The 25,785-nt window shown below is 71.4% G+C and carries 24 protein-coding genes; 16 read left to right on the top strand and 8 right to left on the bottom strand.

The features are described 5' to 3' along the window. Positions 1–29: 29 nt before the first annotated feature. The 11 genes from ATL45_RS09795 (at position 30) to ATL45_RS09745 (ending at position 10,965) form a co-directional block, all read left to right on the top strand. The gene (locus tag ATL45_RS09795) at positions 30–332 is read left to right on the top strand and encodes an urease subunit gamma (RefSeq protein WP_093155977.1); all 303 of its coding nucleotides are present in this window, start codon (positions 30–32) and stop codon (positions 330–332) included. Between the two features lie 181 nt (positions 333–513). Beyond that, positions 514–897 carry an urease subunit beta gene (locus tag ATL45_RS09790; protein ID WP_093155975.1) on the top strand — a complete coding sequence of 128 codons (384 nt, stop codon included), beginning with the start codon at positions 514–516 and terminating at the stop codon, positions 895–897. Beyond that, positions 878–2,605, top strand: coding sequence for an urease subunit alpha (locus ATL45_RS09785; RefSeq protein ID WP_093155974.1), 1,728 nt, complete (start codon positions 878–880; stop codon positions 2,603–2,605). Before ATL45_RS09790 ends, ATL45_RS09785 begins: the two co-directional genes overlap by 20 nt. Before the next feature lie 219 nt (positions 2,606–2,824). Further along, entirely contained in the window at positions 2,825–3,517 is a 693-nt protein-coding gene (locus tag ATL45_RS39305) for an urease accessory protein UreF (protein WP_211841208.1), read from the top strand. Further along, entirely contained in the window at positions 3,507–4,223 is a 717-nt protein-coding gene (gene ureG / locus ATL45_RS09775) for an urease accessory protein UreG (RefSeq protein ID WP_235863344.1), read from the top strand. Before ATL45_RS39305 ends, ureG begins: the two co-directional genes overlap by 11 nt. 69 nt (positions 4,224–4,292) lie before the next feature. Next, positions 4,293–5,060 (top strand): urease accessory protein UreD, encoded by a 768-nt coding sequence (locus ATL45_RS09770; RefSeq protein ID WP_093155969.1) that lies wholly within the window; start codon positions 4,293–4,295, stop codon positions 5,058–5,060. Next, complete coding sequence (locus ATL45_RS09765) at positions 5,057–5,956, top strand: urea transporter (RefSeq protein ID WP_170210206.1); 900 nt, start codon at positions 5,057–5,059, stop codon at positions 5,954–5,956. Before ATL45_RS09770 ends, ATL45_RS09765 begins: the two co-directional genes overlap by 4 nt. Before the next feature lie 330 nt (positions 5,957–6,286). Beyond that, a complete protein-coding gene (gene pdxH, locus ATL45_RS09760) occupies positions 6,287–6,940 on the top strand; it encodes a pyridoxamine 5'-phosphate oxidase (protein WP_093155966.1) in 654 nt (217 codons plus the stop codon). Between the two features lie 235 nt (positions 6,941–7,175). Continuing rightward, positions 7,176–8,471 (top strand): MFS transporter, encoded by a 1,296-nt coding sequence (locus ATL45_RS09755; RefSeq protein ID WP_093155965.1) that lies wholly within the window; start codon positions 7,176–7,178, stop codon positions 8,469–8,471. Between the two features lie 96 nt (positions 8,472–8,567). Further along, complete coding sequence (locus ATL45_RS09750; RefSeq protein WP_093155963.1) at positions 8,568–9,968, top strand: APC family permease; 1,401 nt, start codon at positions 8,568–8,570, stop codon at positions 9,966–9,968. 94 nt (positions 9,969–10,062) lie between these two features. Further along, positions 10,063–10,965, top strand: coding sequence for an aldose 1-epimerase family protein (locus ATL45_RS09745; RefSeq protein WP_246025255.1), 903 nt, complete (start codon positions 10,063–10,065; stop codon positions 10,963–10,965). 129 nt (positions 10,966–11,094) lie between these two features. On the opposite strand, the gene ATL45_RS09740 is transcribed toward ATL45_RS09745, so the two are convergent. Then, the gene (locus ATL45_RS09740) at positions 11,095–12,234 is read right to left on the bottom strand and encodes an acyl-CoA dehydrogenase family protein (protein ID WP_093155961.1); all 1,140 of its coding nucleotides are present in this window, start codon (positions 12,232–12,234) and stop codon (positions 11,095–11,097) included. 130 nt (positions 12,235–12,364) lie between these two features. On the opposite strand from ATL45_RS09740, the gene ATL45_RS09735 reads away from it, so the two are divergent. From ATL45_RS09735 to ATL45_RS09725, 3 genes are all read left to right on the top strand, one after another. Continuing rightward, the gene (locus ATL45_RS09735; RefSeq protein ID WP_093155959.1) at positions 12,365–12,976 is read left to right on the top strand and encodes a TetR/AcrR family transcriptional regulator; all 612 of its coding nucleotides are present in this window, start codon (positions 12,365–12,367) and stop codon (positions 12,974–12,976) included. Beyond that, a complete protein-coding gene (locus tag ATL45_RS09730; RefSeq protein WP_093155958.1) occupies positions 12,973–13,905 on the top strand; it encodes a carbohydrate kinase family protein in 933 nt (310 codons plus the stop codon). Before ATL45_RS09735 ends, ATL45_RS09730 begins: the two co-directional genes overlap by 4 nt. A 378-nt stretch (positions 13,906–14,283) precedes the next feature. Further along, the gene (locus ATL45_RS09725; protein WP_093155956.1) at positions 14,284–15,588 is read left to right on the top strand and encodes a citrate synthase; all 1,305 of its coding nucleotides are present in this window, start codon (positions 14,284–14,286) and stop codon (positions 15,586–15,588) included. A gap of 288 nt (positions 15,589–15,876) precedes the next feature. Here the strand turns inward: ATL45_RS09725 and ATL45_RS09720 are convergent, their stop codons facing one another. From ATL45_RS09720 to ATL45_RS09705, 4 genes are read right to left on the bottom strand one after another with little or no spacing between them, the layout of a single operon-like run. Next, on the bottom strand, positions 15,877–17,052 hold the full coding sequence (locus ATL45_RS09720; RefSeq protein WP_093155955.1) for an ABC transporter permease: 1,176 nt from the start codon (positions 17,050–17,052) through the stop codon (positions 15,877–15,879). Then, a complete protein-coding gene (locus tag ATL45_RS09715; RefSeq protein ID WP_246025254.1) occupies positions 17,049–17,960 on the bottom strand; it encodes an ABC transporter ATP-binding protein in 912 nt (303 codons plus the stop codon). The genes ATL45_RS09720 and ATL45_RS09715 overlap by 4 nt, the downstream gene beginning before the upstream one ends. A gap of 47 nt (positions 17,961–18,007) precedes the next feature. Then, positions 18,008–19,582 (bottom strand): glycerol-3-phosphate dehydrogenase/oxidase, encoded by a 1,575-nt coding sequence (locus tag ATL45_RS09710; protein ID WP_093155952.1) that lies wholly within the window; start codon positions 19,580–19,582, stop codon positions 18,008–18,010. Positions 19,583–19,607: 25 nt separating this feature from the next. Then, the gene (locus ATL45_RS09705) at positions 19,608–20,228 is read right to left on the bottom strand and encodes a TetR/AcrR family transcriptional regulator (protein ID WP_093155951.1); all 621 of its coding nucleotides are present in this window, start codon (positions 20,226–20,228) and stop codon (positions 19,608–19,610) included. 16 nt (positions 20,229–20,244) lie between these two features. Here ATL45_RS09705 and ATL45_RS09700 point away from each other — a divergent pair, with 16 nt between their 5' ends. Then, positions 20,245–21,888 (top strand): FAD-binding oxidoreductase, encoded by a 1,644-nt coding sequence (locus ATL45_RS09700; protein ID WP_093155949.1) that lies wholly within the window; start codon positions 20,245–20,247, stop codon positions 21,886–21,888. Here the strand turns inward: ATL45_RS09700 and ATL45_RS09695 are convergent. The 3 genes from ATL45_RS09695 to ATL45_RS09685 are packed head-to-tail and all read right to left on the bottom strand — an operon-like array spanning position 21,869 to position 24,985. After that, on the bottom strand, positions 21,869–22,606 hold the full coding sequence (locus tag ATL45_RS09695) for a GNAT family N-acetyltransferase (protein WP_143121702.1): 738 nt from the start codon (positions 22,604–22,606) through the stop codon (positions 21,869–21,871). The two genes, ATL45_RS09700 and ATL45_RS09695, sit on opposite strands and share 20 nt — an antisense overlap. A 52-nt stretch (positions 22,607–22,658) precedes the next feature. Continuing rightward, positions 22,659–23,816 carry an MFS transporter gene (locus tag ATL45_RS09690; RefSeq protein ID WP_093155946.1) on the bottom strand — a complete coding sequence of 386 codons (1,158 nt, stop codon included), beginning with the start codon at positions 23,814–23,816 and terminating at the stop codon, positions 22,659–22,661. After that, positions 23,813–24,985: an MFS transporter gene (locus tag ATL45_RS09685; RefSeq protein ID WP_211841207.1), complete on the bottom strand. Its 1,173-nt coding sequence runs from the start codon at positions 24,983–24,985 to the stop codon at positions 23,813–23,815. The genes ATL45_RS09690 and ATL45_RS09685 overlap by 4 nt, the downstream gene beginning before the upstream one ends. 91 nt (positions 24,986–25,076) lie before the next feature. Here ATL45_RS09685 and ATL45_RS09680 point away from each other — a divergent pair, with 91 nt between their 5' ends. Beyond that, positions 25,077–25,619: a TetR/AcrR family transcriptional regulator gene (locus ATL45_RS09680; RefSeq protein ID WP_093155945.1), complete on the top strand. Its 543-nt coding sequence runs from the start codon at positions 25,077–25,079 to the stop codon at positions 25,617–25,619. Positions 25,620–25,785: the final 166 nt, after the last annotated feature.

Raw genomic sequence — 25,785 nt, 5'->3', positions numbered from 1 at the left:
GCCAAAACCCGGTGTGTTAAAGAAGCTTCATGCATCTTGCTCCTCACGAGCGCGACAAGCTGCTCGTCCACGTGGCGGCCGGCCTGGCGCGCCAACGGCTTGATCGCGGTTTGAAGCTCAACTACCCGGAAGCGGTCGCGCTGATCACCGACCACGTCGTGGAAGGTGCCCGGGACGGCCGGACCGTCGCCGAGCTCATGCAGAGCGGTCGCCAGGTGCTGCGGCCCGACCAGGTGATGGACGGCATCGCCGAGATGATCAACGACGTGCAGGTCGAGGCAACCTTCCCGGACGGCACCAAGCTCGTCACCGTCCACGACCCGATCACCTGAAGGGCGTGCCGATGGTTGCGCTCATCGCGTGGTCACCCGGCGGGACCTGAGCGGTTCCCGGCCTGCGCGGCCTTAGCGCGCGTTTCGCCCGGGCGGTGGAAGGCGGCCGCACTGCGGCCGTTCCCGGCTCCAACCGCGGGCCCGTTCCACTCTTCGACACACATCGCTTAGGGAGTTGCCCATGCGTCCTGGGGAGATCATCACCGACGAAGACCCGATCCCGCTGAACCCGGGGCGGGCCCGGATCCGCATCACCGTCGTCAACCGCGCCGACCGCGCCGTGCAGGTCGGCTCGCACTACCACTTCGCCGCGGTCAACCCGAGCCTCGAGTTCGACCGGGCCAAGGCCTGGGGCAACCGCCTGGACGTGCCGTCGGGCACCGCCGTGCGGTTCGAACCGGGCGTGGCGCGCGAGGTCGACCTCGTGGACGTCGGCGGCGCCCGGCTGGTGCGCGGCCTGCGCCTGGAGTACGCGGGCGAGCTCGACACCCGCGACCACGAACCCACCCCGTTCACCTACGGAGAGAAAGGCGAGGGACACCACGGTGAGCACATCGTCCATTGACCGCTCGCAGTACGTCGAGCTGTTCGGCCCGACCACCGGCGACCGCATCCGGCTGGCCGACACCGACCTGCTGATCGAGGTCACCGAGGACCGCAGCCAGGGCCCCACCGGCTCCGGCGACGAGGTCGTCTTCGGCGGTGGCAAGGTCATCCGCGAGTCGATGGGCCAGTCCGCGGCGATCCGCGCCGAGGGCACGCCGGACGTGGTGATCACGGGTGCGGTGATCCTCGACCACTGGGGCGTGATCAAGGCCGACGTCGGCATCCGCGACGGCCGCATCGTGGGCATCGGCAAGGCAGGCAACCCCAGCGCCAACAACGACGTGGACCGCTCGCTGGTGATCGGCCCGTCCACCGAGGTCATCGCGGGCAACGGCAAGATCCTCACCGCCGGCGGCATCGACTCCCACGTGCACTTCATCTGCCCGCAGGAGGTCGACACCGCGCTGGCCTCCGGGCTGACCACGCTGATCGGCGGCGGCACCGGGCCCGGCGAGGGCAGCAAGGCCACCACGGTCACGCCCGGCGCCTGGAACCTGCGGATGATCATGCAGGCCGTGGACTTCATGCCGGTCAACGTGCTGCTGCTCGGCAAGGGCAGCACCATGCGCCGCGAAGCGCTCTGGGAGCAGCTGCGCGCCGGAGCGGGCGGCTTCAAGATCCACGAGGACTGGGGCGCGACCCCGGCCGTGCTGGACAGCGCGCTGCGCGTCGCCGAGGAATCCGGGGTGCAGATCGCGCTGCACGCCGACACCCTCAACGAGGCCGGGTTCTACGAGTCCACGCTGGAAGCGATCAACGGCCGCTCGATCAGCGCGTTCCACGTCGAGGGCGCGGGCGGCGGGCACGCGCCGGACATCATCCGGCTGGCCTCGCACTCCAACGTGCTGCCCTCGTCGACCAACCCGACCCGGCCGCACACGGTGAACACCATCGACGAGCACTTGGACATGGTGATGGTCTGCCACCACCTGAACCCGGCGGTGCCCGAGGACCTGGCGTTCGCCGAGAGCCGCATCCGGCCGTCGACCATCGCCGCCGAGGACATCCTGCACGACATCGGGGCCATCTCGATGATGAGCTCGGACGCGCAGGCGATGGGCCGCATCGGCGAGGTCATCATGCGCACCTGGCAGACCGCGCACGTGATGAAGCGCCGCCGCGGCTCGCTGCCCGGCGACGGGCGCGCGGACAACAACCGCGCGCAGCGCTACGTCGCGAAGTACACGATCAACCCGGCCATCGCGCACGGCATCGCCCACCACGTGGGCTCGGTGGAGGTCGGCAAGATGGCCGACCTGGTGCTGTGGGACCCGAAGTTCTTCGGGGTCCGCCCGCACATCGTGCTCAAGGGCGGGTTCGCGGCCTGGGCCGCGGTGGGCGACGCGAACGCGTCGATCCCGACGCCGCAGCCCTACATCGCGCGGCCCAGCTTCGGGGCGCAGCCGCGCGCGGCGGCGGCGAGCAGCGTGTTCTTCGTGGCGCCTGTGGCGCTGGACGCCCAGCTGCCGGAACAGGCGCGGCTGAGCTCGCGGATGATCGCGGTGGAGAACACCCGCAACGTGGGCAAGGCCGACATGGTCCACAACGACGCGACGCCGGACATCCAGGTGGACCCGGACAGCTTCGCCGTGCACATCGACGGCGAACTGGTCGAGCCCGATCCGGTCGCCGAGGTCCCGATGGCCCAGCGCTACTTCCTCTTCTAGCGGAGGGGCGGGGTCGTTGCGGGAGCGCGATTTCAATGGAAATCGGATGTCCGAATTCCATTGAAATCGCGGTGGATCCGACGCACCGACGGCGTGTCGGGTGTCTGACACGCCGACGGTGCGCGACTTCCATTGAAATCGAAGGCCCGATTTCCATTGAAATCGCGTGCATGTCGCTGAAGCGGGTGAGTGTCGACTTGCCCGAGAAGGGGGAGAGCGGTGCGAGCCGGTCTTGCGGTGCTTGCACTCGCCGATTCCCGGTTCCCCGGCGGGGGACACGTGCACTCCGGCGGCGTCGAGGAGGCCGCCGCGCGGGGGCTGATCACGGGAGTCGCCGACCTGCGTGAATTCCTGCACGGGCGACTGCGCGCAGCAGGCGCCCTGCAAGCGGTGTTCGCCGCCGCCGCGGCGCACGCCGCAGCCCGCCGGGTCCCGAGCGGGTACTGGCGGGAACTGGACGTCGAACTCGACGCCCGCACCCCGTCCCCGGCGCAGCGGGAGGCCTCGCGCGCGCAGGGGAAGGGGATGATCCGCGCCGGCCGGGCCGCTTGGCCCTCGCCGGTGCTGGCTGAACTGGTGGCCGCGAGCCCGCGGCCACACCACCCGATCGTGCTCGGCGTGCTGGCCGCGACGGCCGGCGCCGGGCCGCAGGAAGCGGCGCTGATCGCCGGGTACCTGGCCGTCAGCGGCCCGTCCTCGGCAGGCGTCCGGCTGCACGGCATGGATCCCTTCGCGGTCAACGCGGTGGTCGCCGACATGGGCGATGACCTGGACCGGATCGCCGCCGAGGCGGCGGCGACCGCCGGGCTCGACCCGGCCGACCTGCCCGCGCCCGGAGCTCCCGCGCTGGACCTGCTCGCCGAATCGCACGATCGACATCACCGGGAAGAGGTGCGTCTCTTTGCTTCCTGAACACGGCCACGGACACGGTCACGGGCACACGCATCCGGTCAACTTCGACCCCACCGCCACCGAGCCCGACCCGTTCGACGCGGAGCCCAAGCACGGCAGGCCGTTCCGCCTCGGCATCGGCGGCCCGGTCGGCAGCGGGAAGACCGCGCTGACCGCCGCGCTGTGCCGCGCGCTCGGCCAGGAGATCGAGCTCGCCGTGGTGACCAACGACATCTACACCACCGAGGACGCCGACTTCCTGCGCAAGGCGGGCGTGCTGGACACCGACCGGATCGAGGCGGTGCAGACCGGCGCCTGCCCGCACACCGCGATCCGCGACGACATCACCGCCAACCTCGACGCGGTCGACCGGCTCAGCGAGCGCCACCCCGGCCTCGAGCTGGTCATCGTGGAGAGCGGCGGCGACAACCTGACCGCGGTGTTCAGCCGCGGGCTGGCCGACAGCCAGATCTTCGTGGTCGACGTCGCCGGTGGCGACAAGGTGCCGCGCAAGGGCGGGCCGGGCGTGACCACCGCGGACCTGCTGGTCATCAACAAGATCGACCTGGCCGAGCAGGTCGGGGCGGACATGGAGGTCATGGTCTCCGACGCGCACCGGATGCGCGGCGAGCTGCCGGTGATCACCCAGTCGCTGACCCGGACCCCCAACGCGCCCGACGTGGCGGCCTGGGTGCGCGAGCAGCTCAAGGTCGGCGTCAGTGCGTGAGGTGGGACCACGTCGTGAGCGCGGGGCGGTTCCCGCGCTCACGACCCCCGGCGCGGAAGGCGGTGCGGCGTGCGCGCCAGTGCGCTGCTGAGCGTTGAGCTCGGGCGAGGCGGGCGCAGCGTCGTCCGGGAACTGCGGTCGCAGGCCCCGATGACGATGGTGCCCCGCCGGGCCGCCGCCACCAGCACCGACGGCACCGCGGTCGTGCACCTCGTCGGCTCGGCGGCCACCCCGGTCGGCGGTGACCTCGTCGACCTGCGGGTGCACGTCGGGCCCGGCGCGCGGCTGCTGCTGCGCGGCACCGCCGCGACCGTGGCGCTGCCGGGGCAGCACGCCGGGCGCAGCCGGTCCACCGTGCACATCGAGGTCGCCGAGGGCGGGACGGTCGAGTACCTGCCCGAGGCGACGGTGATCACCGCGCGGGCCGACCACGAGGCGGAGATGACCATCTCGCTCGGCGAGGGCGCGCGGGCGCGCTGCCGGGAAACGCTGGTGCTGGGCCGCTACGGCGAGCGGTCCGGTCTGCTGACCACCACGACGCACGTCGTGCGCGGCGGCACTCCGCTGCTGCGGCAGCGGCTGGACATCGGCGACGAGCGGCTGACCGCGAGCTCCGGTTACCTCGCCGGTGCACGGGTGCTGGCCACCGAAACCGTGGTGTGGAACAGCGATCCCGTGGAACCGAGCAGCGGGCAGTGGTGGTCGTTGGCGCCGCTGGCCGCCGACGGTGCGCTGGCCACCGCGGTGGGCGACGACGCGGTGATCGCCGAGCGGCGGCTCGCCGAAGCCGTTTCGCACCACCCGGATGCGAAGGAACTAGAGGTCCGGAGCTGGTGAACGACACCGCTGCGGCGAAGCCGCCGCCGGTGCGGCACGGCGCGCTGGAGCTGCTGCGCGCCGTGCCCACGGGCGTCTCGCAGGTGTACCTGCAGGAGAGCGCGCCTGCCGGGATCGTGTTCCTGGTCGCGCTCGCGCTGGCCGGCCCGGAGTTCGCGCTCGCCGGGCTGGTCGGCAGCGCGGTCGGGGTGCTCACCGCGCTCGCGCTGCGCGTGCCGCCAGAGCGAATATCCCAGGGCCTCTTCGGCTTCAACGCCGCGCTGGTGGTGCTGGGGACGGTGGCGTCCTTCCAGCCGCTGGGCACGGCGTTGCTGGTCGGAATCGCGGGGGCGGTCGTGGCGACGGCGCTGGCGCGCGTCGCGGACTCTCTCCTCGCGGTTCCTGCCCGCACCGCCCCGTTCGTGCTCACCTACTGGCTGATCGTCTACATCGGACACCACTTCGACTGGATCCGCGCGTCGCCCGGCCCCGTGTCACCGGTGCTCGGGCTGGACGGCGACCCGCTGGCACTGTTCAGCGCGGAGGCCGAGGTGTTCCTGATGTCGGGCTGGCTGCCCGGCCTGGTCATGCTGATCGGGTTGGCGCTGGTGCGGTTCCGGCTCGCCGCGGGTGCGTTCTGCGGTGCGGCGGTGGCGCTCGCGGCGGTCGAGCTGCTGCCCGAGACGCCGCCGGACGTCAGCAGCGGGGTGTACGGCTTCAACGCCGCGCTGGTCGTCGTGGGCCTGCTGACCACCGGGCGCACCTGGCGGTCCTGCCTGCTCGCGGTGCCGGCGGTGCTGCTGATCCAGGGCGGGATCGAGGCGCTCGGCCTGGTGCCGACCACTTTCCCGTTCGTGCTGGCGATGTGGACCGCGGACCTGCGCAAGTTGCGCCGCACCGGTTCCGCGCAGCCCTGAGCCGGTTGTGGGCGTTGTTGGTTTTGTGAGTGCTTTGTGGTGTTATCGGACTCCGAAGCACTCACGGTCCCTTTTGCTCTTTTCACCGGATTTCACTGCAAGGAGTGATTTTTCCGCGTCCGATCGGGTGTGGGAACGATCACTGCATCGGTTGCGGAATCGATCGTGAAGCACCGCCGATTCGGCGTGCGTTCGGATCCCGTTTACCGTCGTAGGTGGCTGGCGCCACCTGGTCCTGTCGCGCCGGCCAGTCCAACCCGTACCGTCCGGCTGCGCAGCCGGAGAAGTTCGAGTCGTGCCGCTGCCGGGCGAGTCAGGGAGGAAATGGGGATGTCGGAGGCCAACGTCGCGCTGCCGTCGATGCGGGTGTCCTACGAGGCCGGAGCGCTGGACGAGTCCTCGCTCGCCGCCACCTGGTACGAGCAGCTCCAGCTGTGGTTCGACGAGGCCGTGCAGGCCGAGCTGGTCGAGCCGAACGCCATGGTGCTGGCCACCGCCGACGCCGACGGCGTCCCGTCGTCGCGCACGGTGCTGTGCAAGGGATTCGACGAGCGGGGTGTGGTGTTCTTCACCAACTACACGTCCGCCAAGAGCCACGACCTCAAGTCCACCCGGGTCGCCGCCGCGACGTTCCCGTGGCTGGGCCTGCAGCGCCAGGTCAACGTGCGCGGAACCGTGGAGAAGGTCTCCTCGGCGGAGACCGCCGAGTACTGGGACGTCCGCCCGCGCGGCTCGCAGCTCGGCGCGTGGGCGTCGCCGCAGTCGCGGGTGGTCGCCAGCCGGGAGGCGCTGAAGTCCTCGCTGAGCGGCATCGAGCGCCGGTTCGCCGAGCAGGAGAAGGTCCCGGTGCCGCCGCACTGGGGCGGCTGGCGGATCCGCCCGGAGTCGGTCGAGTTCTGGCAGGGCCGTCCCGACCGGCTGCACGACCGCCTCCGCTTCCGCCGCTCCGACGCGACCTGGACGGTCGAGCGCCTCGCTCCGTGATCAACCGCCGTGCCAAATTTCGCGCGAAATCGACGTTCACCCGGGTGACGGTCGATTTCGCGCGAAATTGACGCCGCGCTTCGTTCGGCTCGGCGTTTTCGCTGTTCCGGGTCGTGGGGGCGATGCCTCGATCGGCGGGTTCGCGCGGAAAGGCCCGGTGCCGGTGTTGAGGTGGGTCACACGCGACGGTAATTCAAGTGCTGTTAGGGGCGCTAACGGCTAGGCTTCGGCATTCGTGCAGCCCAGCAGCGGTACCCCGACAGCCAAGCGCCGATCCGTCAAGTCCCTGCTGAGCAAGGTCTTCCTGGACACCCGCCCGCTGAAGTACCCGGCCTACCGCCGGTTGTGGCTGTCCAACATCGTCACCGCCGTAGGCGCGCAGTTCGCCGCCGTCGCGGTGCCCAAGCAGCTCTACGACATCACCGGTTCCTCCGCCTACGTCGGCCTGGCCGGGATCTTCGGCCTCGTGCCGCTGCTGGTGTTCGGGCTGTGGGGCGGCGCGATCGCCGACACCGTCGACCGCCGCAAGCTGCTGCTGATCACCAACGGCGGCCTGGCGGTCACCTCCGTCCTGCTGTGGGTGGCGGCCGCCTCCGGCACCCGGTCGGTGTGGCTGGTGCTGGTGCTCTTCGCCGCGCAGCAGACGTTCTTCGCGATCAACATGCCCACTCGCGGCGCGGCGATCGCCCGGCTGATCCCGGTGCACCTGCTGCCGTCCGCGCAGGCGCTGGGCGCCACCGTGTTCCAGCTCGGCTCGATCGCCGGGCCGCTGCTGGCGGGCGTGCTGCTGCCGGTCGCCGGGCTCTCGATGCTGTACCTGGTCGACGCGGTGGCGCTGTGCGCCGCGCTCTGGGCGGTGTTCCGGCTGCCGCCGCTGCCGCCGCAGGAAGGCGCGCCGAAGAAGGCCGGCCTGCGCGCCGTGCTGGACGGTTTCCGCTACCTGGCCGTGCACTCCGTGCTGCTCGCGTCGTTCCTGCTGGACATCGTCGCGATGGTGTTCGGGATGCCGCGCGCGCTGTTCCCGGAGATGGCCGAGCGGACCTTCGGCGACCCGCCCGGCGGCGGTGCCTCGCTGGGCTGGCTGTTCGCCGCGATCCCGCTCGGCGCGTTCCTCTTCGGGGTGTTCTCCGGGTGGCTGCACCGGATCGTGCGGCACGGCGTCGGCGTCACGGTTGGCGTGATCGCCTGGGGCCTCGCGGTGATCGGCTTCGGCCTGTCGGACTCGCTCTGGCTGGCGGTGTTCTTCCTGGCGCTGGGCGGCGGGGCCGATCTGGTGAGCATGGTCTACCGCAGCGCGATCATGCAGACGGTGGCCACCGACGAGATGCGCGGGCGCATCCAGGGCGTGTTCACGGTGGTCGTGGCCGGTGGCCCGCGGCTGGCCGACACCGTGCACGGCCTGGCGGGCGCCGCGATGGGAACCACCACGGCGATCGTGGGCGGCGGGGTGCTGGTGGTCGTCGGAGCGGTCATCTCGGCGGCGCTGCTGCCCGCGTTCTGGCGGTACCGCGCACCCACCTCCGAGGCCTGAATTGTGCAGGTCGCCACGCCTGGGCCGGTCGGCGTAGTGCGGTTCGACCAGGGGTGGGCAGACGCGCCGATCAGCCTCCCTGCACACTTTTCAGCTATGGCCAACGAGACGACCGTGAACGACGACGCGCCCAGCGGTGCGCAGGAGCCTGGCCTCAAGAAGGTGATGGGCCCGAAACTGCTGCTCTTCTTCGTGGTGGGAGACATCCTCGGAACCACGATCTACTCGTTGACCGGCAAGGTCGCGGGCAAGGTCGGCGGTGCTCTGTGGGTCCCGTTCCTGGTCGCGTTCGTGGTCGCCTTCCTGACCGCGTTCAGCTACCTGGAACTGGTCGGGAAGTACCCGAAGGCGGGTGGCGCGCCGCTGTACGTGCACAAGGCGTTCGGCGTGCACTTCCTGACCTTCATCATCGCCTTCGCGGTGATGTGCTCGGGCATCACCTCGGCCGCCTCGGCGGCCCAGGCCTTCAGCGGTGACTACCTGGAGGCGATCGTCGGCGAGGGCGTTTCCTCGTGGGCCTGGATCGTGGCGATCGGCTTCCTGCTGCTGCTGGCCGCGATCAACTTCCGGGGCGTCGGCGAGTCGGTGAAGATGAACGTGGTGCTGACCTTCGTGGAGCTCACGGGGTTGGCGATCGTCATCTTCTTCGGCCTCTTCGCGCTGATCTCCGGCACGCACAGCGCCGATGTCGACCCGGACCCGAGCCGGCTGCTGCAGTTCAACACCGACAGCACGCCGCTGGTCGCGATCACCTCGGCGACCGCGCTGGCGTTCTTCGCGATGGTGGGCTTCGAGGACTCGGTGAACATGGCCGAGGAGACCAAGAACCCGGCCAAGACCTTCCCGCGCGCGCTGCTGCTGGGCATGGCCATCACGGCTTCGATCTACCTGGTGATCGCGGTGATCACCTCGACGCTGGTGCCCACCGACAAGCTGGCCGAATCCGACGGCCCGCTGCTGCTGGTCGTCCAGGCGGCGGCGCCGTGGTTCCCGCCGATCCTGTTCTCGATGATCGCCCTGTTCGCGGTCACCAACACCGCGCTGATCAACATGTTGATGGCCAGCCGCCTGGTCTACGGCATGTCGCAGGAGAGCATCATCCCCAAGCAGTTCGGCCTGGTGCACCGCACGCGGCGCACGCCGTGGGTGTCGATCCTGTTCACCAGCCTCATCGCGGTGATCCTGGTGAGCTCGCTGGAGATCTCCGACCTGGGCAGCACCACCTCGCTGCTGTTGCTGGTGGTGTTCACCGTGGTCAACGTGGCGGTGCTGGTGCTGCGCAAGGACAAGGTCGAGCACGAGCACTTCAAGGCCCCCAGCTGGGTGCCGGTGTTGGGCGCGCTGACCTGCGCGTTCTTCGCCAGCCCGCTGTCCGGTCGGCCGGCCACGGAGTACATCATCGCCGGCATCCTGCTGGGCATCGGCGTGATCTTCTGGGCGGTCAACTTCGTGTTCGGCGGCAAGAAGGACTTCGACGCCGCCAAGCTGGGCAAGTAGGCCCGCCCGGGATCCCAGGAACCCCCCGTGCCGAATTCGGCGGCGCGGGGGGTTTCCTGCTTCTAGAGTGGGCCGGGTGCACGAACCTCTACCCGTGACGGGGCGGCAGTTCGAGATCGCTTCCGGACCGGCGCGCGCGGTGGTCACCGAGGTCGGTGCGGCGTTGCGGGCCTTCGAGGTCGGCGGCGTGCCGCACGTCGAGACCTACGACGCGGACCAGCTGCCGCCCGGCGGTGCCGGTGCGGTGCTCGTGCCGTGGCCGAACCGCGTCGCGGACGGGCAGTGGGTGCTCGACGGGGAGCCGCAGCAGCTCCCGCTGACCGAACCCGCGAGGCGCAACGCGATCCACGGCCTGCTGCGGCACACCGCGTGGACCGTCGTGGAGCACGCCGAGTCCACAGTGGTCCTGCAGGCGATGGTGGCAGCGCAGCCTGGCTGGCCGGTGCCGCTGCTGACGTCGGTCGGCTACTCGGTCGGCCCCGACGGGCTCACTGTGACGCACACCATGGAGAACCTCGGCTCGCGCGCGACGCCGTTCGGGCTCGGCGTGCACCCGTACCCGCGCGCGGGCGCTGCCGGAACCGACGACTGCTCGCTCCGGCTGTCGGCGTCGACCCTGCTGCCGGTGGACGCCGACCGGATGGTCCCGGTGCGGCCGCCTCGTGCGCTGCAGGGCGACGAGCTCGACTTCCGCACCGGACGGCCGCTGGCCGGGCTGCTGCTGGACACCGCGTTCGGCGGGGCCGCCCCGGCGCCGGGGGAGGAACTCGTCCGGCACGCCCTCACCGGCCCGGACGGCCACGGCGTCCAGCTGTGGGCGGACCCGGCGTTCAAGTGGGTGCAGGTCTACACGCCCGACGACTTCCCGGGCCGGGGCCGCGCGATCGCGATCGAGCCGATGACCTGCCCGCCGAACGCCCTCAACACGGGAACCGACCTGCTCACCCTCCACCCGGGCGAGACCTGGATCGCCCACTGGGGCCTGACCCCGTTCTGAGCCGATGTCCGGGCTGCGATCACGTTCTGCCTGCACAGGTCCCGTGAGTACTTTCTGTTGCTATAGCCTCAGAAAGTACTCACGGGCCCCTGCGCAACGTGGGCCGGGCTCCTCAGCCCAGCCCGCTGCTCACTTCAGGCCGCGGGCGATGAGCATGCGCTGGATCTGGTTGGTGCCCTCGAAGATCTGGAGGACCTTGGCCTCGCGCATGTAGCGCTCCGCCGGGAAGTCGCGGGTGTAGCCCGCGCCGCCGAGGACCTGGACCGCGTCGGTGGTCACCTTCATCGCCGCGTCCGTCGCCACCAGCTTCGCCACCGACGCCTGCTGGCCGAAGGGCAGGCCCGCGTCGCGGCGGCGGGCTCCGTCGACGTAGCTCGCGCGCGCCGACTGCACCGCCGCCGCCATGTCGGCGAGCAGGAACTCCATGCCCTGGAACTCGATGATCGGCCGCCCGAACTGGTTGCGCTGCTTGGCGTAGTCCACCGCCAGGTCCAGCGCCGCCTGGGCCAGCCCGACCGCGCAGGCGGCGATGCCCAGCCGGCCGGAGTCCAGGGCGCTCAGCGCGATCTTCAGGCCGTCGCCCTCCTCACCGACGAGCCGGTCCGCGGCGATCCGCGCGTCCTCGAAGTACAGCGGCGTGGTGGGCGAGCCGGTCAGGCCCATCTTGTGCTCCGGCGGGCCCGCGGACAGACCCGACGTCGAGCCGTCGACCAGGAAGCAGCTGATGCCGCGCGGGCCGTCGTCGGAGGTCCGGGCCATGAGCGTGTAGAAGTCCGCGACACCGCCGTGCGTGATCCACGCCTTGGCGCCGGTGATCGCGTACTCGTCGTCCTGCCGCGTGGCCCGCGTGCTCAGCGACGCCGCGTCCGAGCCCGCGTGCGGTTCGGACAGCGCGTACGCGCCGAGCAGGTCGCCGCCGAGCATGTCCGGCAGCCAGCGCGTGCGCTGCTCGGGCGTGCCGAAGTGGGCCAGCGGGAAGCAGCTCATGGTGTGCACCGACAGGCCGACGCCGACGGTCATCCACGCGCTGCTCAGCTCCTCCAGGACCTGGAGGTAGACCTCGTACGGCTGGGCGCCGCCGCCGTGCTCCTCGGCGTAGGGGAGGCCGAGGAAGCCGGACTCGCCGAGCAGCCGGAAGACATCGCGCGGGAACTTCTCCGCGGCCTCGTCACCGGCAGCCCGCCCCGCGAGCTCATCGCGGGCGATCTCCCTGGTCAGCGCGAGCAGGTCGGTGGATTCGGGGGTGGGGAGCAGGCGTTGGACGGACATGGCGGATCGCGCTCCTGATGCCGACGTCAGTACTGTTGCCAGTACTGTAGGACGTACTTCAGTACTGTGGAAGTCTCAGCGAGGGGCAACCCACATCGATACCCGAGAGTGCTGTGGCAGGCTTCCAGCGATGACCACCTCCCCGAGCCGCCGGCCGGCCAACGCGCGCCGGGCCGAGTTGCTGGACCAGTTGCGCGACCTGTTCCTGGCCGAAGGATTCGCGCACTTCACGCTGGACGACCTGGTGGCGCGGCTGCACTGCTCGAAGTCGACGCTGTACACGCTGGCCGGCAGCAAGGAGCAGCTCGCGGTCCGCGTGGTCGCGCACTACTTCAAGTGCGCCACGCAGCGCGTCGAGCGGCAGGTCGAGGAGGTCCAGGACGTGCGGGAGAAGGTCCGGGTCTACCTGGACGCCGCGGCGGAGGCGCTGCGCCCGGCGTCCCGGGAGTTCATCGCCGACATGGCTGCCAACCTCTCCACCCGCGCCACCTACGAGGCCAACGCGCACGCCGCCGCCGACCGCATCCGCGGCTTCATCGGCGAGGGCGTGCGGCAGGGCGTGTTCCGGGAGGTGCACGCGGGGTTCGTCGGCGAGATGGTCGGCCACGCCATCGCGGGCATCCAGCGCGGCGAGATCGGCGAGCGGACCGGTCTCTCGGACGCGGCCGCGTTCGCCGCGCTCTCGCAGTTCCTGCTCGGCGGGCTGGCCGCCGCGCCGCAGAACAACGAGGAGGAGAAGTGATCGTCATCGGCGGTGAGGCCCTGGTCGACCTCGTCCCGGACCCGGCCACGGGTGAGGGCGAGCTCGGGCCGCTGCACCCGCTGCTGGGCGGCGGGCCGTACAACGTGGCGATCGCGCTGGGCAGGCTCGGCGTCCCGGCGGCGTTCTACGCCCGGGTGTCCACCGACCAGTTCGGCGACAAGCTGGTCGAGCGGCTGCGGGCCTCCAACGTGGACGCCGGGCTGGTGCAGCGCGGGCCGGAGCCGACGACGCTGGCCGTGGTCGGGCTGGGCGAGGACGGTTCGGCGCGCTACAGCTTCCACACCGAGGGCACCGCGACCCGGTTCGTCACCGACCAGGAGCTGCCCGAGCGCACCACCGCGCTCTGCCTGGGCACGCTCGGCATGGTGCTGGAGCCCGGCGCCTCGGTGTACGAGAAGGTGCTGTTCCGGGAGGCCGAGCGCGGTCGCTTCATCGCGCTGGACCCGAACATCCGCGCCGATCTGATCGCCGATCCCGACGCCTACCGCGCCCGGTTCCGCACCTGGCTGCCGTCGGTCGGGCTGCTGAAGGTCTCCGACGACGACGCCGAATGGCTCGCCGGTGGCGGGGACGTGCTCGAAGCGGCTCGCGACTGGCAGCGCGAGGGCCCGGCGGCGGTGGTGCTGACGCGCGGCGCGGACGGGCTCACCGCGGTGACCGCCGCCGGCGATGTCACCGTGCCGGGGGAGCGGGTCGAGGTGGCCGACACCATCGGCGCCGGCGACACCGTGCAGGCCGCGCTGCTGGCGTGGCTGCACCGCAACGGCGCGCTCTCGGCGAATGCCGTGCGACGGCTCGACCGCGAACAGTGGGAACGAGCTCTGCGATTTGCCGCTGCGGCGGCCGCCGTGACCGTCTCGCGCGCGGGCGCCGAGCCGCCGTGGGCCGGAGAGCTGACGGCCGATTGAACTGGGCGGACGTGCCCGAGGACACCCTGTGAGCTCAGCCGCCCACCATCCGGTCGGCCCAGCGCGCGTTGGGCCGTCCGGATGGTCCGGTTGGTCACTATGACCGGCCCGTCCGGCTCCGGAGCGTCGAAAAATCTCCGGTGAAAGCCGCCCGATGTGATGTGATCGTGGTCCCACCTGCCAAAAAGCCGAAACACGATTGCTGCGCGGGGGGCCCACTGCGGTCTAGCGTGACTACTGACAGGACCCCAACGGGGTGGTGCTGCGGCGGTTCGGACACCCCGGGCCGCGCGCGGGCGACAACACGCAGCCCTGCCGTTCGGCCGGGCACCCGCGGTCGTCAACGCATGCACCCCGACGAGCGCGAGAGGTTCCCGAATGCCCGACGACGTGACCGCCAAACGTACCGTCGCGCTGCGCTATGACGCCGGCGAGCACGAGATGCAGGTGACGCAGCCGACCGAGGGTGCGCCTGGCGTGGACCTCGGCAAGTTGTTGGCCCAGACCGGTTTGGTGACGTTGGATCCGGGCTTCGTCAACACGGCCGCCTGCCTTTCCGACATCACCTACATCGACGGGGACGCCGGTATCCTCCGCTACCGCGGCTACCCGATCGAGGAACTGGCCGCCAAGTCGAACTTCATCGAGGTCAGCTACCTGCTGATCTACGGCGAGCTGCCCACCCAGCAGCAGTACGACGACTTCGCCGACCGGATCCAGCGGCACACCCTGCTGCACGAAGACCTCAAGCAGTTCTTCGACGGCTTCCCGCGCGACGCGCACCCGATGCCGGTGCTGTCCTCCGCGGTGTCCGCGCTGTCCACCTTCTACCAGGACAGCCTCAACCCGTTCGACAAGGACCAGGTGGAGCTGTCCACCGTCCGGCTGCTGGCCAAGCTGCCCACTATCGCGGCCTACGCCTACAAGAAGTCGGTCGGCCAGCCCTTCCTCTACCCGGACAACTCGCTGGGCCTGGTGGAGAACTTCCTCCGGATGACCTTCGGCTTCCCGGCCGAGCCCTACGAGGTCGACCCGACGCTGGCCCGCGCCCTGGACCTGCTGTTCATCCTGCACGCCGACCACGAGCAGAACTGCTCCACCTCGACCGTCCGGATGGTCGGCTCGGCGGAGACCAACCTGTTCGCCAGCATCTCGGCGGGCATCAACGCCCTGTTCGGCCCGCTGCACGGCGGTGCGAACAGCGCGGTGCTGGAGATGCTCGAGGGCATCCAGGCCAACGGTGGCGACGTCGACTCGTTCGTCAACCGGGTCAAGAACAAGGAGCCCGGCGTCCGGCTGATGGGCTTCGGCCACCGGGTCTACAAGAACTACGACCCGCGCGCGGCGATCATCAAGAAGACCGCCGACGAGGTGCTCAGCAAGCTGGGTGCGAACGACCCGCTGCTGGACATCGCGATGAAGCTGGAGGAGAAGGCGCTCGCCGACGACTACTTCATCGAGCGCAAGCTCTACCCGAACGTCGACTTCTACACCGGCCTGATCTACAAGGCCATGGGCTTCCCGACGAAGTACTTCACCGTCCTGTTCGCGCTCGGCCGGCTGCCCGGCTGGATCGCGCACTGGCGGGAGATGCTGGAGGACCCGGCCCGCAAGATCAGCCGTCCGCGGCAGGTCTACACCGGCTCGCCGGAGCGCTCCTACAAGTCGATCAACGAGCGCTGAATCGAAACCTGAATCCAGTCGGCTGCCACGGCACCCGGCACACGAACGGCCCCGGACACCGCAGCGGTGCCCGGGGCCGACCCGTGTCCGGAGTGGTCCGGAGTGGCCGGAGTGGTCCGGAGATGCGATTTCAATGGAAATCGCACATCTGATTTCAATTGAAGTTGCGCCCCGTCGGCGTGTCGAGTGTCCGACACGCCGACGGGGAGTCGGGTTCTGCGCGATTTCAATGGAAATTGGACGTCTGATTTCCATTGAAATTGCGGACCGCCCGGGTGGCGGAGCTGGTCAGGTGGTGCGGAGGGCTTCGCGGAGCTTGACGCGGGAGCCCGTGCGGAGGATCGCGTTGGAGTAGATGCGACCGCCGAGGTGGAGGAGCAGGGCGAAGGCCGCGATGCTCAGCGCCAGCGCCACCGCGATCTCCCAGGGCGCCGCCACGCCGAGCGCGATCCGCATCGGCATCAGCGTCGGGGAGAAGCCCGGCACCAGCGACAGGACCGCCGCCAGCGTGCTGTCCGGCGAGCTCGGCAGCACCGAGACGCCGATGATGAACGGCACCACCAGCAGCATGATCACCGGGCTGATCACGTTCTGCAGCTCCTCCTGGCGGGACACCAGCGAGGACGCCGCGGCGAGGATCGTCGCGTAGGTGAAGAAGCCGAGCACGAACCACGCCAGCGCCCAGAGCAGCGTGCTCGTCAGCGCCGCCGACGGCAGCGTGAGCACCCCGCCGAAGCCCGCCGCGACCAGTGCCGCACCGGCGATGACCACCATCTGGAGCAGGTTCGTCAGGCCGATGCCGACCACCTTCCCGGCCAGCAGCTGGGTCGGCTTGATCGTGGACAGCAGCAGCTCGACGACGCGGCTGGACTTCTCCTCCACCACGCCCTGCGCGATCATCTGCCCGCCCATGATGAGGAACATGTAGAGCACGATCCCGGAGGCGATGGCCAGCGCGATCCGCTGCCCGCGGTGCGGGTCGTCGGTCTCCAGGCTGGTCACCGCGACCTGCGCGCTCTCCGCCGCGGCGCGGACCGCGAACGGATCCACGCCGGAGCGCGCGAGCTCGACGTTCATCGCCTGCTGCTGCACGATCGCGTTCAGCGCGGCCTCGACGGAGCTGTCCGGCGCCCGCTTGACGACCAGGCGCGGTTCCGCCGGGGTGCCGGTGATCAGCGCGTCCAGGTCGCCGTCGCGCACCTGCTGCTCGCCCGCAGGCACCGGCACGGTGCTGATCAGGAAGGTCTGGCCGTAGGCCTCGCCCGCCGCCCGCAGCGGCTCGCCGACCGCGGCGGCCTCGGGCGCGACACCGATCTTCGTGGTGCTGGCCTGGTTGCCGATGAAGGCCATCAGCGCGGCGTAACCGCCCATGATCGCGATGATGGCGAGGGTGCCGATGATGAAGCCGCGGGTGCGCACCCGGGTGCGGATCTCGCGGCGGGCGACCAACCAGACGGGGCTCATTCGGCGGCCTCCTCGGTGACGACGTTGCGGAACAGCTCGGTGAGGCTCGGCCGGTGCCGGGAGAACTCCCGCACGGGCCCGGTGGTCAGCGCGGCCTTCAGCACCGCCTGGTCGTCGGCGTCCTCGTCGAGTTGGAGGGTGGTGCGACTGCCGTCGACCGACACGACCTGCGCGCCGGGCACGTCGGCGGCCCAGCCGGGCGCGGCGTCGGGCGCGTCGACGACGAGCGTCACCGGCACCTGGTCGCGCAGCTCGGCCACCGAGCCGGAGGCCACCATCCGTCCACTGCGGACGATTCCGACGCGGTCGCACAGCCGCTGCACCAGGTCGAGCTGGTGGCTGGAGAACACCACCGGCACCCCGGAATCGCACTTCTCCCGCAGCACCGCGCTCATCACGTCGACCGCGACCGGGTCCAGCCCGGAGAACGGCTCGTCGAGGATGAGCACCTCCGGGTCGTGCACCAGCGCGGCGGCCAGCTGCACCCGCTGCTGGTTGCCGAGGCTGAGCTTCTGCACCTCTTCGTCGCGTCGTCCGGTGAGCCCCAGCCGCTCGGTCCAGCGCGCCGCGGCCGCCTGCGCGTCGGCGGCCGACATGCCGTGCAGTTCGCCGAGGTAGGCGAGTTGCTCCGCGACCTTCATCTTCGGGTACAGGCCGCGCTCCTCCGGCATGTAGCCGATGCGGCGGCGGGTGGTGAGGTCCAGCGGTGAGCCGTTCCAGCGGACCTCGCCGGAATCGGCGGCCAGCACGCCCAGCGCGATCCGCATCGTGGTCGTCTTCCCGGCGCCGTTGCTGCCGACGAAGCCGAACATCTCACCGGCCCGGACGCTGAACGTCATCTCCTGCAGCGCCGTGACACGTCCGTAGCGTTTGGAGATCCGGTCGATCTCCAGCACGCGATCAGTCACCGATCGCCCCCTTCTGCTGTTGAAACCCGGGCGCGCCCCCGGAGCGCTCAGTTCAGCACACCTTCCAGAGCGCGGCCGACGAGTTCGGTGACGAAGGGCTGTGCGATGTCTCGCTCCGCCGGGTTCAGGCCGACCCGGCTGCGCCGGTCGAGGACGTCGTCGGCGTCGAGCGCGCCTTCGTGCCGCACCGCCCACAGCACTTCGGCGGCGGTGAGCGAGACGCCTTCCGCGACGGGTTCGGCGAGGTCCGGGTCGAAGTCGGCCAGCGCGGCGATGCGCGCGGCTTCGGTGCCGTACTTGGCGATCAGGCGCGCCGGTGCTTCGACGTCGGTCAGGTGGCGGCGGGGCGCCGCGCCGACCAGCGCGACTGCGGCGGTCTTGGACGGCCCTGCGGAGAGACCGCCGGCGAGCACCGCCGCGTCGACGGCTTCGGCGGCCATCTTCCGGTAGGTGGTGAGCTTCCCGCCGACCACCGTCACCACGCCTTCCGGCGAGGTCAGCACGGCGTGCTTGCGGGACAGGTCGGACGATTCCTTGCGCCGCGCCTGCTCCAGCAGCGGACGCAGCCCGGCGAAGGAGCCGAGCACGTGCTCGCGGCCGAGCGGCTGCCCGAGGACGTCGCGGATGCCCGCCAGCAGGAAGTCCACATCGGACTCCGGCACCTCGGGCACCGACGGGATGGGACCGGGGGCCGGCTCGTCGGTCAGCCCGAGCAGCGCGCGGCCGTCGGCCTGCGGCAGCAGCAGGAGGAACCGGCCGGAGGCGCCCGGGATCGGTGCGACCAGGGCGGTTCCGGCGATTCCCGCGGCCTCGGCGTCGATCACCAGGTGCGATCCGCGCGACGGCCGCAGCTTGATGTCCGGCGACAGCTCCCCGGCCCAGACCCCGGCCGCGTTGACCACCGAACGCGCCCGGATGCGCAGCGTCTCGCCGGTGCGCTGGTCCACGACATCGGCGCCGTTGCTGTCCAGCTTCTGCGCGCGCACGTGCGTGAGCACCCGCGCGCCGAAGCCCGCGGCGGTGCGTGCCAGCGCGACGACGAGCCGCGCGTCATCGATCAGCTGGCCGTCGTAGCCGAGCAGTCCGCCGCGCAGCCCGGCGGCGCGCAGGCCCGGGACCAGGGCGAGCGCTTCCGCGCTGGGGATGCGGCGCGGTGGCGGGAGCACGTCCGACGGCGTGCGCGCGGCGCGGCGCAGCGCGTCACCCGCGTGCAGGCCCGCGGTCAGCACCAGCTCGGAACGGCGGGAAACGGTGCTGTGCAAGGGGATCAGCTGCGGCATCGTGCGGACCAGGTGCGGCGCGGTGCGGGTCATCAGCACGTTGCGCTCGACGGCGCTCTCGTGTGCCAGCGCCACGTCGCCGTGCGCCAGGTAGCGGAGGCCGCCGTGCACGAGCTTGCTGGACCAGCGGGAAGTTCCCCAGGCGAGGTCCTCGGCCTCGACCATCGCGACGGACAAACCGCGTGCGGCGGCGTCGAGGGCGGCGCCGGCGCCGGTGACGCCGCCGCCGACCACCAGCATGTCGATCTCGGCCTCGGCGACTTCGGCCAGCTCGGTAGCTCGGCGCGCGGCGTTCAGCGAGGTCGCGCGCAGCGAACCGGCGGGCAACGGCGTGGTGATCATCGCAACTCCGGAGGTATCAGCGAGGTCAGGGGCGGAGGGCGCCGTCGAGGAGCTTGGTGAGCTCCGCGGCGAGGTCGTCGGGATCGATGTCGCTGGTCGCGGGACCGGCGGTGACGACGAACGACTGCACGAGCAGCAGCAGCGAGCGGGCCTGGACGGCCGGGTCGCCGGGGCGGATGGAGCCGTCCGCGTGGCCGTCGACGAGGTATTCGCGCAGGAACCCCTCGGCGGCCAGCTGCGTGCTGCCCAGCCGTTGCACCAGGTAGGGGAGCAGCAGCTCGGCGTCGGCTTCCACGACGCGCTGCAGCAGCGGCGCGGTCTGCAGCAGCCGCACGCCGTGCACGGTGGCGCTGACCAGTCGCTGCCGGACGTTCCCGGTCCGCTCCGCCGCGCGCGCCATGTCCAGGATCTCGCCGAACTCCACGGTCATCAGCGCGGTGACCACGCTGTCGACGTCGGGGAACCGGCGGTACAGGGTCATCCGGCTGACGCCGGCCCGGCGGGCGATCTCGGTCAGCGTCGTGCGCCGCACGCCGTTGGCGAGCACGCACTCGCGGGCCGCGTGCAGCAGCTCGGCCTCGCCGACCCGGTTCGGGGCGGACCGCGCGCTGTGCCGCGGCAAGCTGCTGTGACATTGCGACGTCATGTGTAACACTGTACTGGTGAGCGGGCTGATCGAACACACCCTGCGCGGCACCTGGACCCCTTCGGGGGGTTCCGCCGCGCCGTTGTCCCCCCGAGCTCTGCGCTGGCTGCGGCAGCGCATCGGACTCGCCGAGACCACCACGCCGGCCGTTCCCGCGTCGCTGCTGGAGGTCCCGGACAGCGCCCTGCCGGAGGCGGCTCGCGAGGAACTCGCAGCGCTGCTCGGCGAGCAGCACGTGCTGACCGATGCCACCGCGCGGCTGGGCCGAGCGGGCGGCATGTCCTACACGGACTTGATGCGCCGCCGCAGCGCCGAGGAGCTCGCGGTGCCCGACGCCGTGCTGCTCCCGGGCGATCCCGAGCTCGTACAGGCCGCGCTGGAGGTCTGCGTCCGGCACGACATCGCGGTGGTGCCGTTCGGCGGCGGCACGTCGGTCGTCGGCGGCGTCGACGCGCTGCGCGGGTCCAAGGCGGCTGTGGTGTCGCTGGACCTCGCCCGGCTGGACCGGCTGGTCTCGCTCGACCCGAGCTCGCGGATCGCCGTGCTGCAGGCCGGGATGCGCGCCGTGGAGGCCGAATCGCTGCTGGCCGCGCAGGGCTTCACCCTCGGGCACTTCCCGCAGTCCTTCGAGCGGGCCACCATCGGCGGCTTCGCCGCCACCCGGTCCGCCGGGCAGGCGTCCTCCGGCTACGGCCGCTTCGAGGACATGGTCACCGGAGTCCGGCTGGCCACCCCGGCCGGGGAGTGGCGGCTCGGCGTCGCCCCGGCGTCGGCGGCGGGGCCCGACCTGCGCCAGCTGGCGGTCGGCAGCGAGGGTGCGCTCGGCGTGATCACCGAGGTGGCGGTGCGGGTCCGGCCGGTGCCGGTGCACAGCCGCTACGAGGCCTTCGTGGTCGACGGCTGGCAGGGCGGGGTCGACGCGGTGCGGGCGCTCGCGCAGAACCGGGTGCTCGCCGACGTGACCCGGCTGTCCGATGTGGACGAAACCGAGGTGCAGTTCGAGCTGGCCGGGGCGATGAAGGTCAAGGCCCTGCAGTTCCTGCTGCGCAGCAAGGGGATCCGGCAGCCCTGCATGCTGGTGCTGGGCTGGGACGCGGGCTCGCGGGCGGAGCTCGCCCGGCGCCGCGAGGCGACCCTGGGAGTGCTGCGGAGCACGCGAGCGGTGCGGCTCGGCCGCGCCGTCGGCGAGACCTGGCGCTCGCACCGGTTCTCCGGCCCGCGCCAGCGCGATGCCCTGCTCGACCGCGGTGTGTGCGTGGAGACGCTGGAGACCGCGACGCACTGGACCGGGATCAGCGAGCTGCGCTCGGCGGTGCGCAACGCCCTCGTGCGCAGCCTGCGCTCCGGCGGCAAGAAGCCGATCGTGATGTGCCACATCTCGCACGCCTACGAAACCGGCGCGTCGCTGTACTTCACGGTGCTCGCGCCGCGCAGTGCGCAGGACCCGCTCGGTCAGTGGCAGCAGGCCAAGCGGGCGGCGTCGGACGCCATCGCCGGGCGGGGCACCATCAGCCACCACCACGCCGTCGGCGCCGACCACCTGCCGTGGCTGGCCGAGGAGATCGGTGGCATCGGCGAGTCGGTGCTGGCCGCGGCGAAGCAGGCCGTGGACCCGACCGGGATCCTCAACCCGGGCAAGCTCATCCGGCCAGCGCGCTGATCGAGTGGTAGCGGAAACCGAGCCTGCGGTACACCTTGAGCGCGGGCTCGTTGTCCGCGTCGGCCATCAGCGCCACGGCGCCCTCGCGGGCGAGCTCCCTGGTCAGGAACGTGCAGACCGCCGTGGAGAGCCCGGCGCCGCGGTGGTCGGGGTGGGTGGCGACGCCGGAGAGGTAGCGCACGCCGGGCGCCGGCCAGCAGTCGCCGCCCACCGACAGCACCGTCCCGTCGGCCCCGCGGATGCCCGCCCAGCGGCGGGCCCCGGGGTCGCCGGGGAACAGGTACGAGCGCGGATTCGCCTTGCGCAGCAGGCTTTCCACCGCCTGCTCGTCATCGCGGGTGAGCCACTCGACGTTCGGCGCCGGTGCGGTCGGCGGGGCGGTGGCCAGCTGCATCCAGCCGAACGTCGCCAGCACCTCCAGGCCGAGCCGACCGGAGACCCGGTGCGCCAGCGCGGTCCGGGCGAGCGGGCGCAGCTTCTCGCCGCGCAGCCCCGGCAGCACCTCCGCGAGCAGCTCGGCGCAGTCCTCGGCCGATCCGCTGAACACCACCCGGTTGTTCTGGTTGAGCGCCGGCGCGTGCACCACGACCGCGCTGCGGTGCTGCCAAGCGGCCCCGCCGGCGTGCGGGTAGTCCGCGACCAGCGCCTGCGCGGCCCAGCGGACCAGCAGGTCATCGGTGACCTCGCCGACTTCGGCGGCGGAACGGAGCTCTCGCATGCCCCGATCGTCCCGCGCCGCCCGCATCGCCGGAAGTGAATTTCCCGTGACTTCAGCGACTCCTGGTGGAGAGGACGAGCGCGATGGCCGCGAAAGCGGCCGCGATCGGCCCGAGGAGCTGCGGGCCCGCCCAGGCGATGCCCGCCGCGCCGATGATGCCGGACAGCGCGATCGCCAGGTAGAGGATCGCGGCGTTGAGCGACACCAGGACCGGCGCCGACCCCGGTGACAGGGTGATCAGGCGGTGCTGCTGCGGAGTGGTGATCGCGAAGGCGGCGATGCCGTAGAACGCGATCTCCGCCGTCGCCCAGCCGAAGCCGCCCGTGGTCAGCGGCAGCACGAGCAGCGCGACGACCAGCCAGACCAGCGCGAACGCCACCACCCGGCTGCTGCCGAACCGGTCGGCCAGCATCCCGGCGACGTAGTTGCCGACGGTGCCGATGACGCCCAGCAGGAACATCAGCACCGCCAGCCGGACGCCGCTGCCGCCGGTCGCCGGGCCGAACACCGCGCCGATGTAGGTGTAGGGCAGGTAGACGGCGGTGAACGCGATGAGCGTGGTCGCCAGCACCACCAGCACTCGCCGGTCGGACAGCGGGGCCAGCCGCTCGCGCAGGCCTTCCGCGGCCGGGGTCGCGACGTCGGCGGGCACCAGCCGCACCAGCCCGAGCAGGCCCAGCACCGCCAGCCCGGCGACGAACCACATCGTGACCCGCCAGCCGAAGAACGCCCCCAGCGCGGTGCCCAGCGGTGCGCCCATCGCGGTGGCAGCGGTGAAACCCGTTGTCACGACGGCGATAGCGCGCCCGCGCCGGTCCGCCGGTACCAGCGCGGATGCGGTGACGGCGGCGGTCGGCACGAACAGGCCCGCGCCCGCGGCGGCGACGATCTGCGCGGCGATCACCAGCGGGAACGACGGGGCGAGCGCGGTGGCGATGTTGCCGACGAGGTACACGCCGGTCGCGAGCAGGAGCACCCGGCGCCGCTGCCAGCTCGCGGTCGCCGTGGCGAGCACCGGTGCGAGCAGGGCGCAGGTGAGCGCGAACGCGGTGACCACCTGCCCGGCGGTGCCGATCGACACGCGCAGGGTGCTGCTGAGCTGCGGGAGCAGCCCGGCCAGCACGAATTCGCACGTGCCCACGGCGAAGGTGCCGAATCCGAGCACCGGCACCGCCCACCGGTGCGGGGCGGTTTCCACTGCGGACGTCATGAGCGCGCTCCGATCCGCTGCGCCAGTTCCGACGCGGCCAGGCCGATGACGATGAACACCGCCGCCACCAGCGGCAGCGAGACGGGGGAGAACTCCAGCGCGGCGGCGCCGATCAGCCCGGCCAGCGAGGAGCCCAGGTAGCCGCCGGAGGCGTTGAGGGAGATGACCAGCGAGGTCGCCGAGGGTGCGGCTTCGATCAGCCGGTGCTGCTGCGGCACCGTCACGCTCCACGCGGTCAGGCCGAAGACCAGCACGGCCGGTACGGCGCTGACCAGCGTCTCCGCGGTGATGGGCAGCAGCAGGCAGTTGATGAAGGCGATCGCCATCGCGACCGCGATCACCCGGCGCGCGCCGAACCTGTCGGTCCAACCGCCGCTGATCAGGTTGCCCGCAGTGCCCGCGGCACCGGACAGGAACAGCAGCATCGCGAGCAGTGCGCTGTTGTTCCCGGTGGCGGGTTCGACGATCACGCTGATGTAGGTGTTCACGGTGTAGATGCCGATGAAGAACGCGACCGTGGTCAGCAGGACCATCGTGATCTTCCCGTCGCGCAGCGGTGCGAGGCGTTCGCGCAGGCTTGCCGCGGGTGGTGCCGGGATGGTCGGGAGCAGTGCGGCCACCCCGATCGCGGCGGTGGCGCCGAGCGCGGCCACGAGCCACATCGTGCCGCGCCAGCTCGTGACCGAACCGAGCAGCGTGCCCAGCGGGACGCCGAGCGCCGTCGAGACGGTCAGACCCAGGACGACCAGCGAAATCGCCCGCGCCCGCTGGGTTTCCGGGGCGAGCGAGGCGGCGGCCGCCCCGGCGATCGGGGTGAACATCGACGCGCCGGCAGCGGCGAGCACCCGCGTCGCCAGCACGGTGGCGTAGCTCGGAGCCAGCGCGGTCGCGACGTTGCCGAGCGCGAAGACGGCGAGCGCCGTGAGCAGCACCGCGCGCCGCGGCCAGGTGCCGGTGAGCGTCGCGAGGACCGGTGAGAGCACGGCGTAGGCGATGGCGAAGACGGTCACCAGCTGACCGGCCTGGGCGATCCCGACGTCCAGGTCGGCCGCGATCTCGGGCAGCACTCCGGCGACGGCGAAGGCATCGGTGCCCACCGCGAAGGTGCCCAGCGCCAGCACCGCCACCCGGAGCGGGATGCGGGTGGCGGGTTCAGCGGTCGTGGTCAACGCGACTCCCCAAAACGGTACCGATCGTTTCCATGTTCGAGGACGGTACCGATCGTTTCCGTTTTCGCGCAAGGTGGGATACCGTGGCGGCATGGCCACACGAGCCCGGGAACGCCTCGTCGAGGCCGCGGAGCAGCTCTTCTACACCGAGGGCATCAGAGCGGTCGGCGTGGAGCGGCTGGTCGCCGTCTCCGGCGTCGGCCGAGCCTCGTTCTACCGGCACTTCACCAGCAAGGACGACCTGGTGGTGACCATGCTGCGCGGCTACGACGAACGCTTCCGGAGCTGGCTGGCGGAGGCGGTCGAAGCGCGCGGCGGCGGGCCGCTGGCGGTCTTCGACGCGCTCGCCGACCGGTTCGAGGCCGAGGACTTCCGCGGTTGCGCCTCGATCAACACGATGGTCGAGATGGCCGATGTGGACAGTGCGGCGCACCGGGTCGCGGCCGAGCACAAGGAAAAGGTCATCGACTACCTGGACGAACTGCTGGCGGCGGCCGGGCAGGCCCGCCACCGCGAACTCGCGGAGCAGTTCATGCTGCTGGTCGACGGCGCCAACGTCACGGCCCTCCGCGAGCGGACCGCGGAACCGGCCCACCGGGCCAGGGCCATTGCCGAATCCCTCATGGACAGCTGACCGGAAAGGGCGAAGGCGGGGAACCGCGTTTCCCCGCCTGTTCCAAGGTATAGCGCACACGGGGGCTTGCGGCAAGACCCGGGTCGTGCCGCAGAATCCTCGCCCGAAGCCTTCGACCAGCGGAAATCGGAGTCGGCGAGCGCATTCGCCGACCGGTGCCCGCTGG

Source organism: Saccharopolyspora antimicrobica (assembly GCF_003635025.1).
Classification (GTDB): domain Bacteria; phylum Actinomycetota; class Actinomycetes; order Mycobacteriales; family Pseudonocardiaceae; genus Saccharopolyspora; species Saccharopolyspora antimicrobica.
This window is presented reverse-complemented; position numbering and strand designations above follow the sequence as displayed.

What these genes read in the sequence shown, in the direction of transcription:
- pdxH (WP_093155966.1), top strand. Translation starts at nt 6,287, where the DNA reads ATGTCGGAGGCCAACGTCGCGCTGCCGTCGATGCGGGTGTCCTACGAG.
- ATL45_RS09790 (WP_093155975.1), top strand. Translation starts at nt 514, where the DNA reads ATGCGTCCTGGGGAGATCATCACCGACGAAGACCCGATCCCGCTGAAC.
- ATL45_RS09725 (WP_093155956.1), top strand. Translation starts at nt 14,284, where the DNA reads ATGCCCGACGACGTGACCGCCAAACGTACCGTCGCGCTGCGCTATGAC.
- ATL45_RS09740 (WP_093155961.1), bottom strand. Translation starts at nt 12,234, where the DNA reads ATGTCCGTCCAACGCCTGCTCCCCACCCCCGAATCCACCGACCTGCTC.
- ATL45_RS09680 (WP_093155945.1), top strand. Translation starts at nt 25,077, where the DNA reads ATGGCCACACGAGCCCGGGAACGCCTCGTCGAGGCCGCGGAGCAGCTC.
- ATL45_RS09750 (WP_093155963.1), top strand. Translation starts at nt 8,568, where the DNA reads ATGGCCAACGAGACGACCGTGAACGACGACGCGCCCAGCGGTGCGCAG.
- ATL45_RS09720 (WP_093155955.1), bottom strand. Translation starts at nt 17,052, where the DNA reads ATGAGCCCCGTCTGGTTGGTCGCCCGCCGCGAGATCCGCACCCGGGTG.
- ATL45_RS09795 (WP_093155977.1), top strand. Translation starts at nt 30, where the DNA reads ATGCATCTTGCTCCTCACGAGCGCGACAAGCTGCTCGTCCACGTGGCG.
- ATL45_RS09705 (WP_093155951.1), bottom strand. Translation starts at nt 20,228, where the DNA reads ATGACGTCGCAATGTCACAGCAGCTTGCCGCGGCACAGCGCGCGGTCC.
- ATL45_RS09695 (WP_143121702.1), bottom strand. Translation starts at nt 22,606, where the DNA reads ATGCGAGAGCTCCGTTCCGCCGCCGAAGTCGGCGAGGTCACCGATGAC.
- ATL45_RS09710 (WP_093155952.1), bottom strand. Translation starts at nt 19,582, where the DNA reads ATGATCACCACGCCGTTGCCCGCCGGTTCGCTGCGCGCGACCTCGCTG.
- ATL45_RS09735 (WP_093155959.1), top strand. Translation starts at nt 12,365, where the DNA reads ATGACCACCTCCCCGAGCCGCCGGCCGGCCAACGCGCGCCGGGCCGAG.
- ATL45_RS09690 (WP_093155946.1), bottom strand. Translation starts at nt 23,816, where the DNA reads ATGACGTCCGCAGTGGAAACCGCCCCGCACCGGTGGGCGGTGCCGGTG.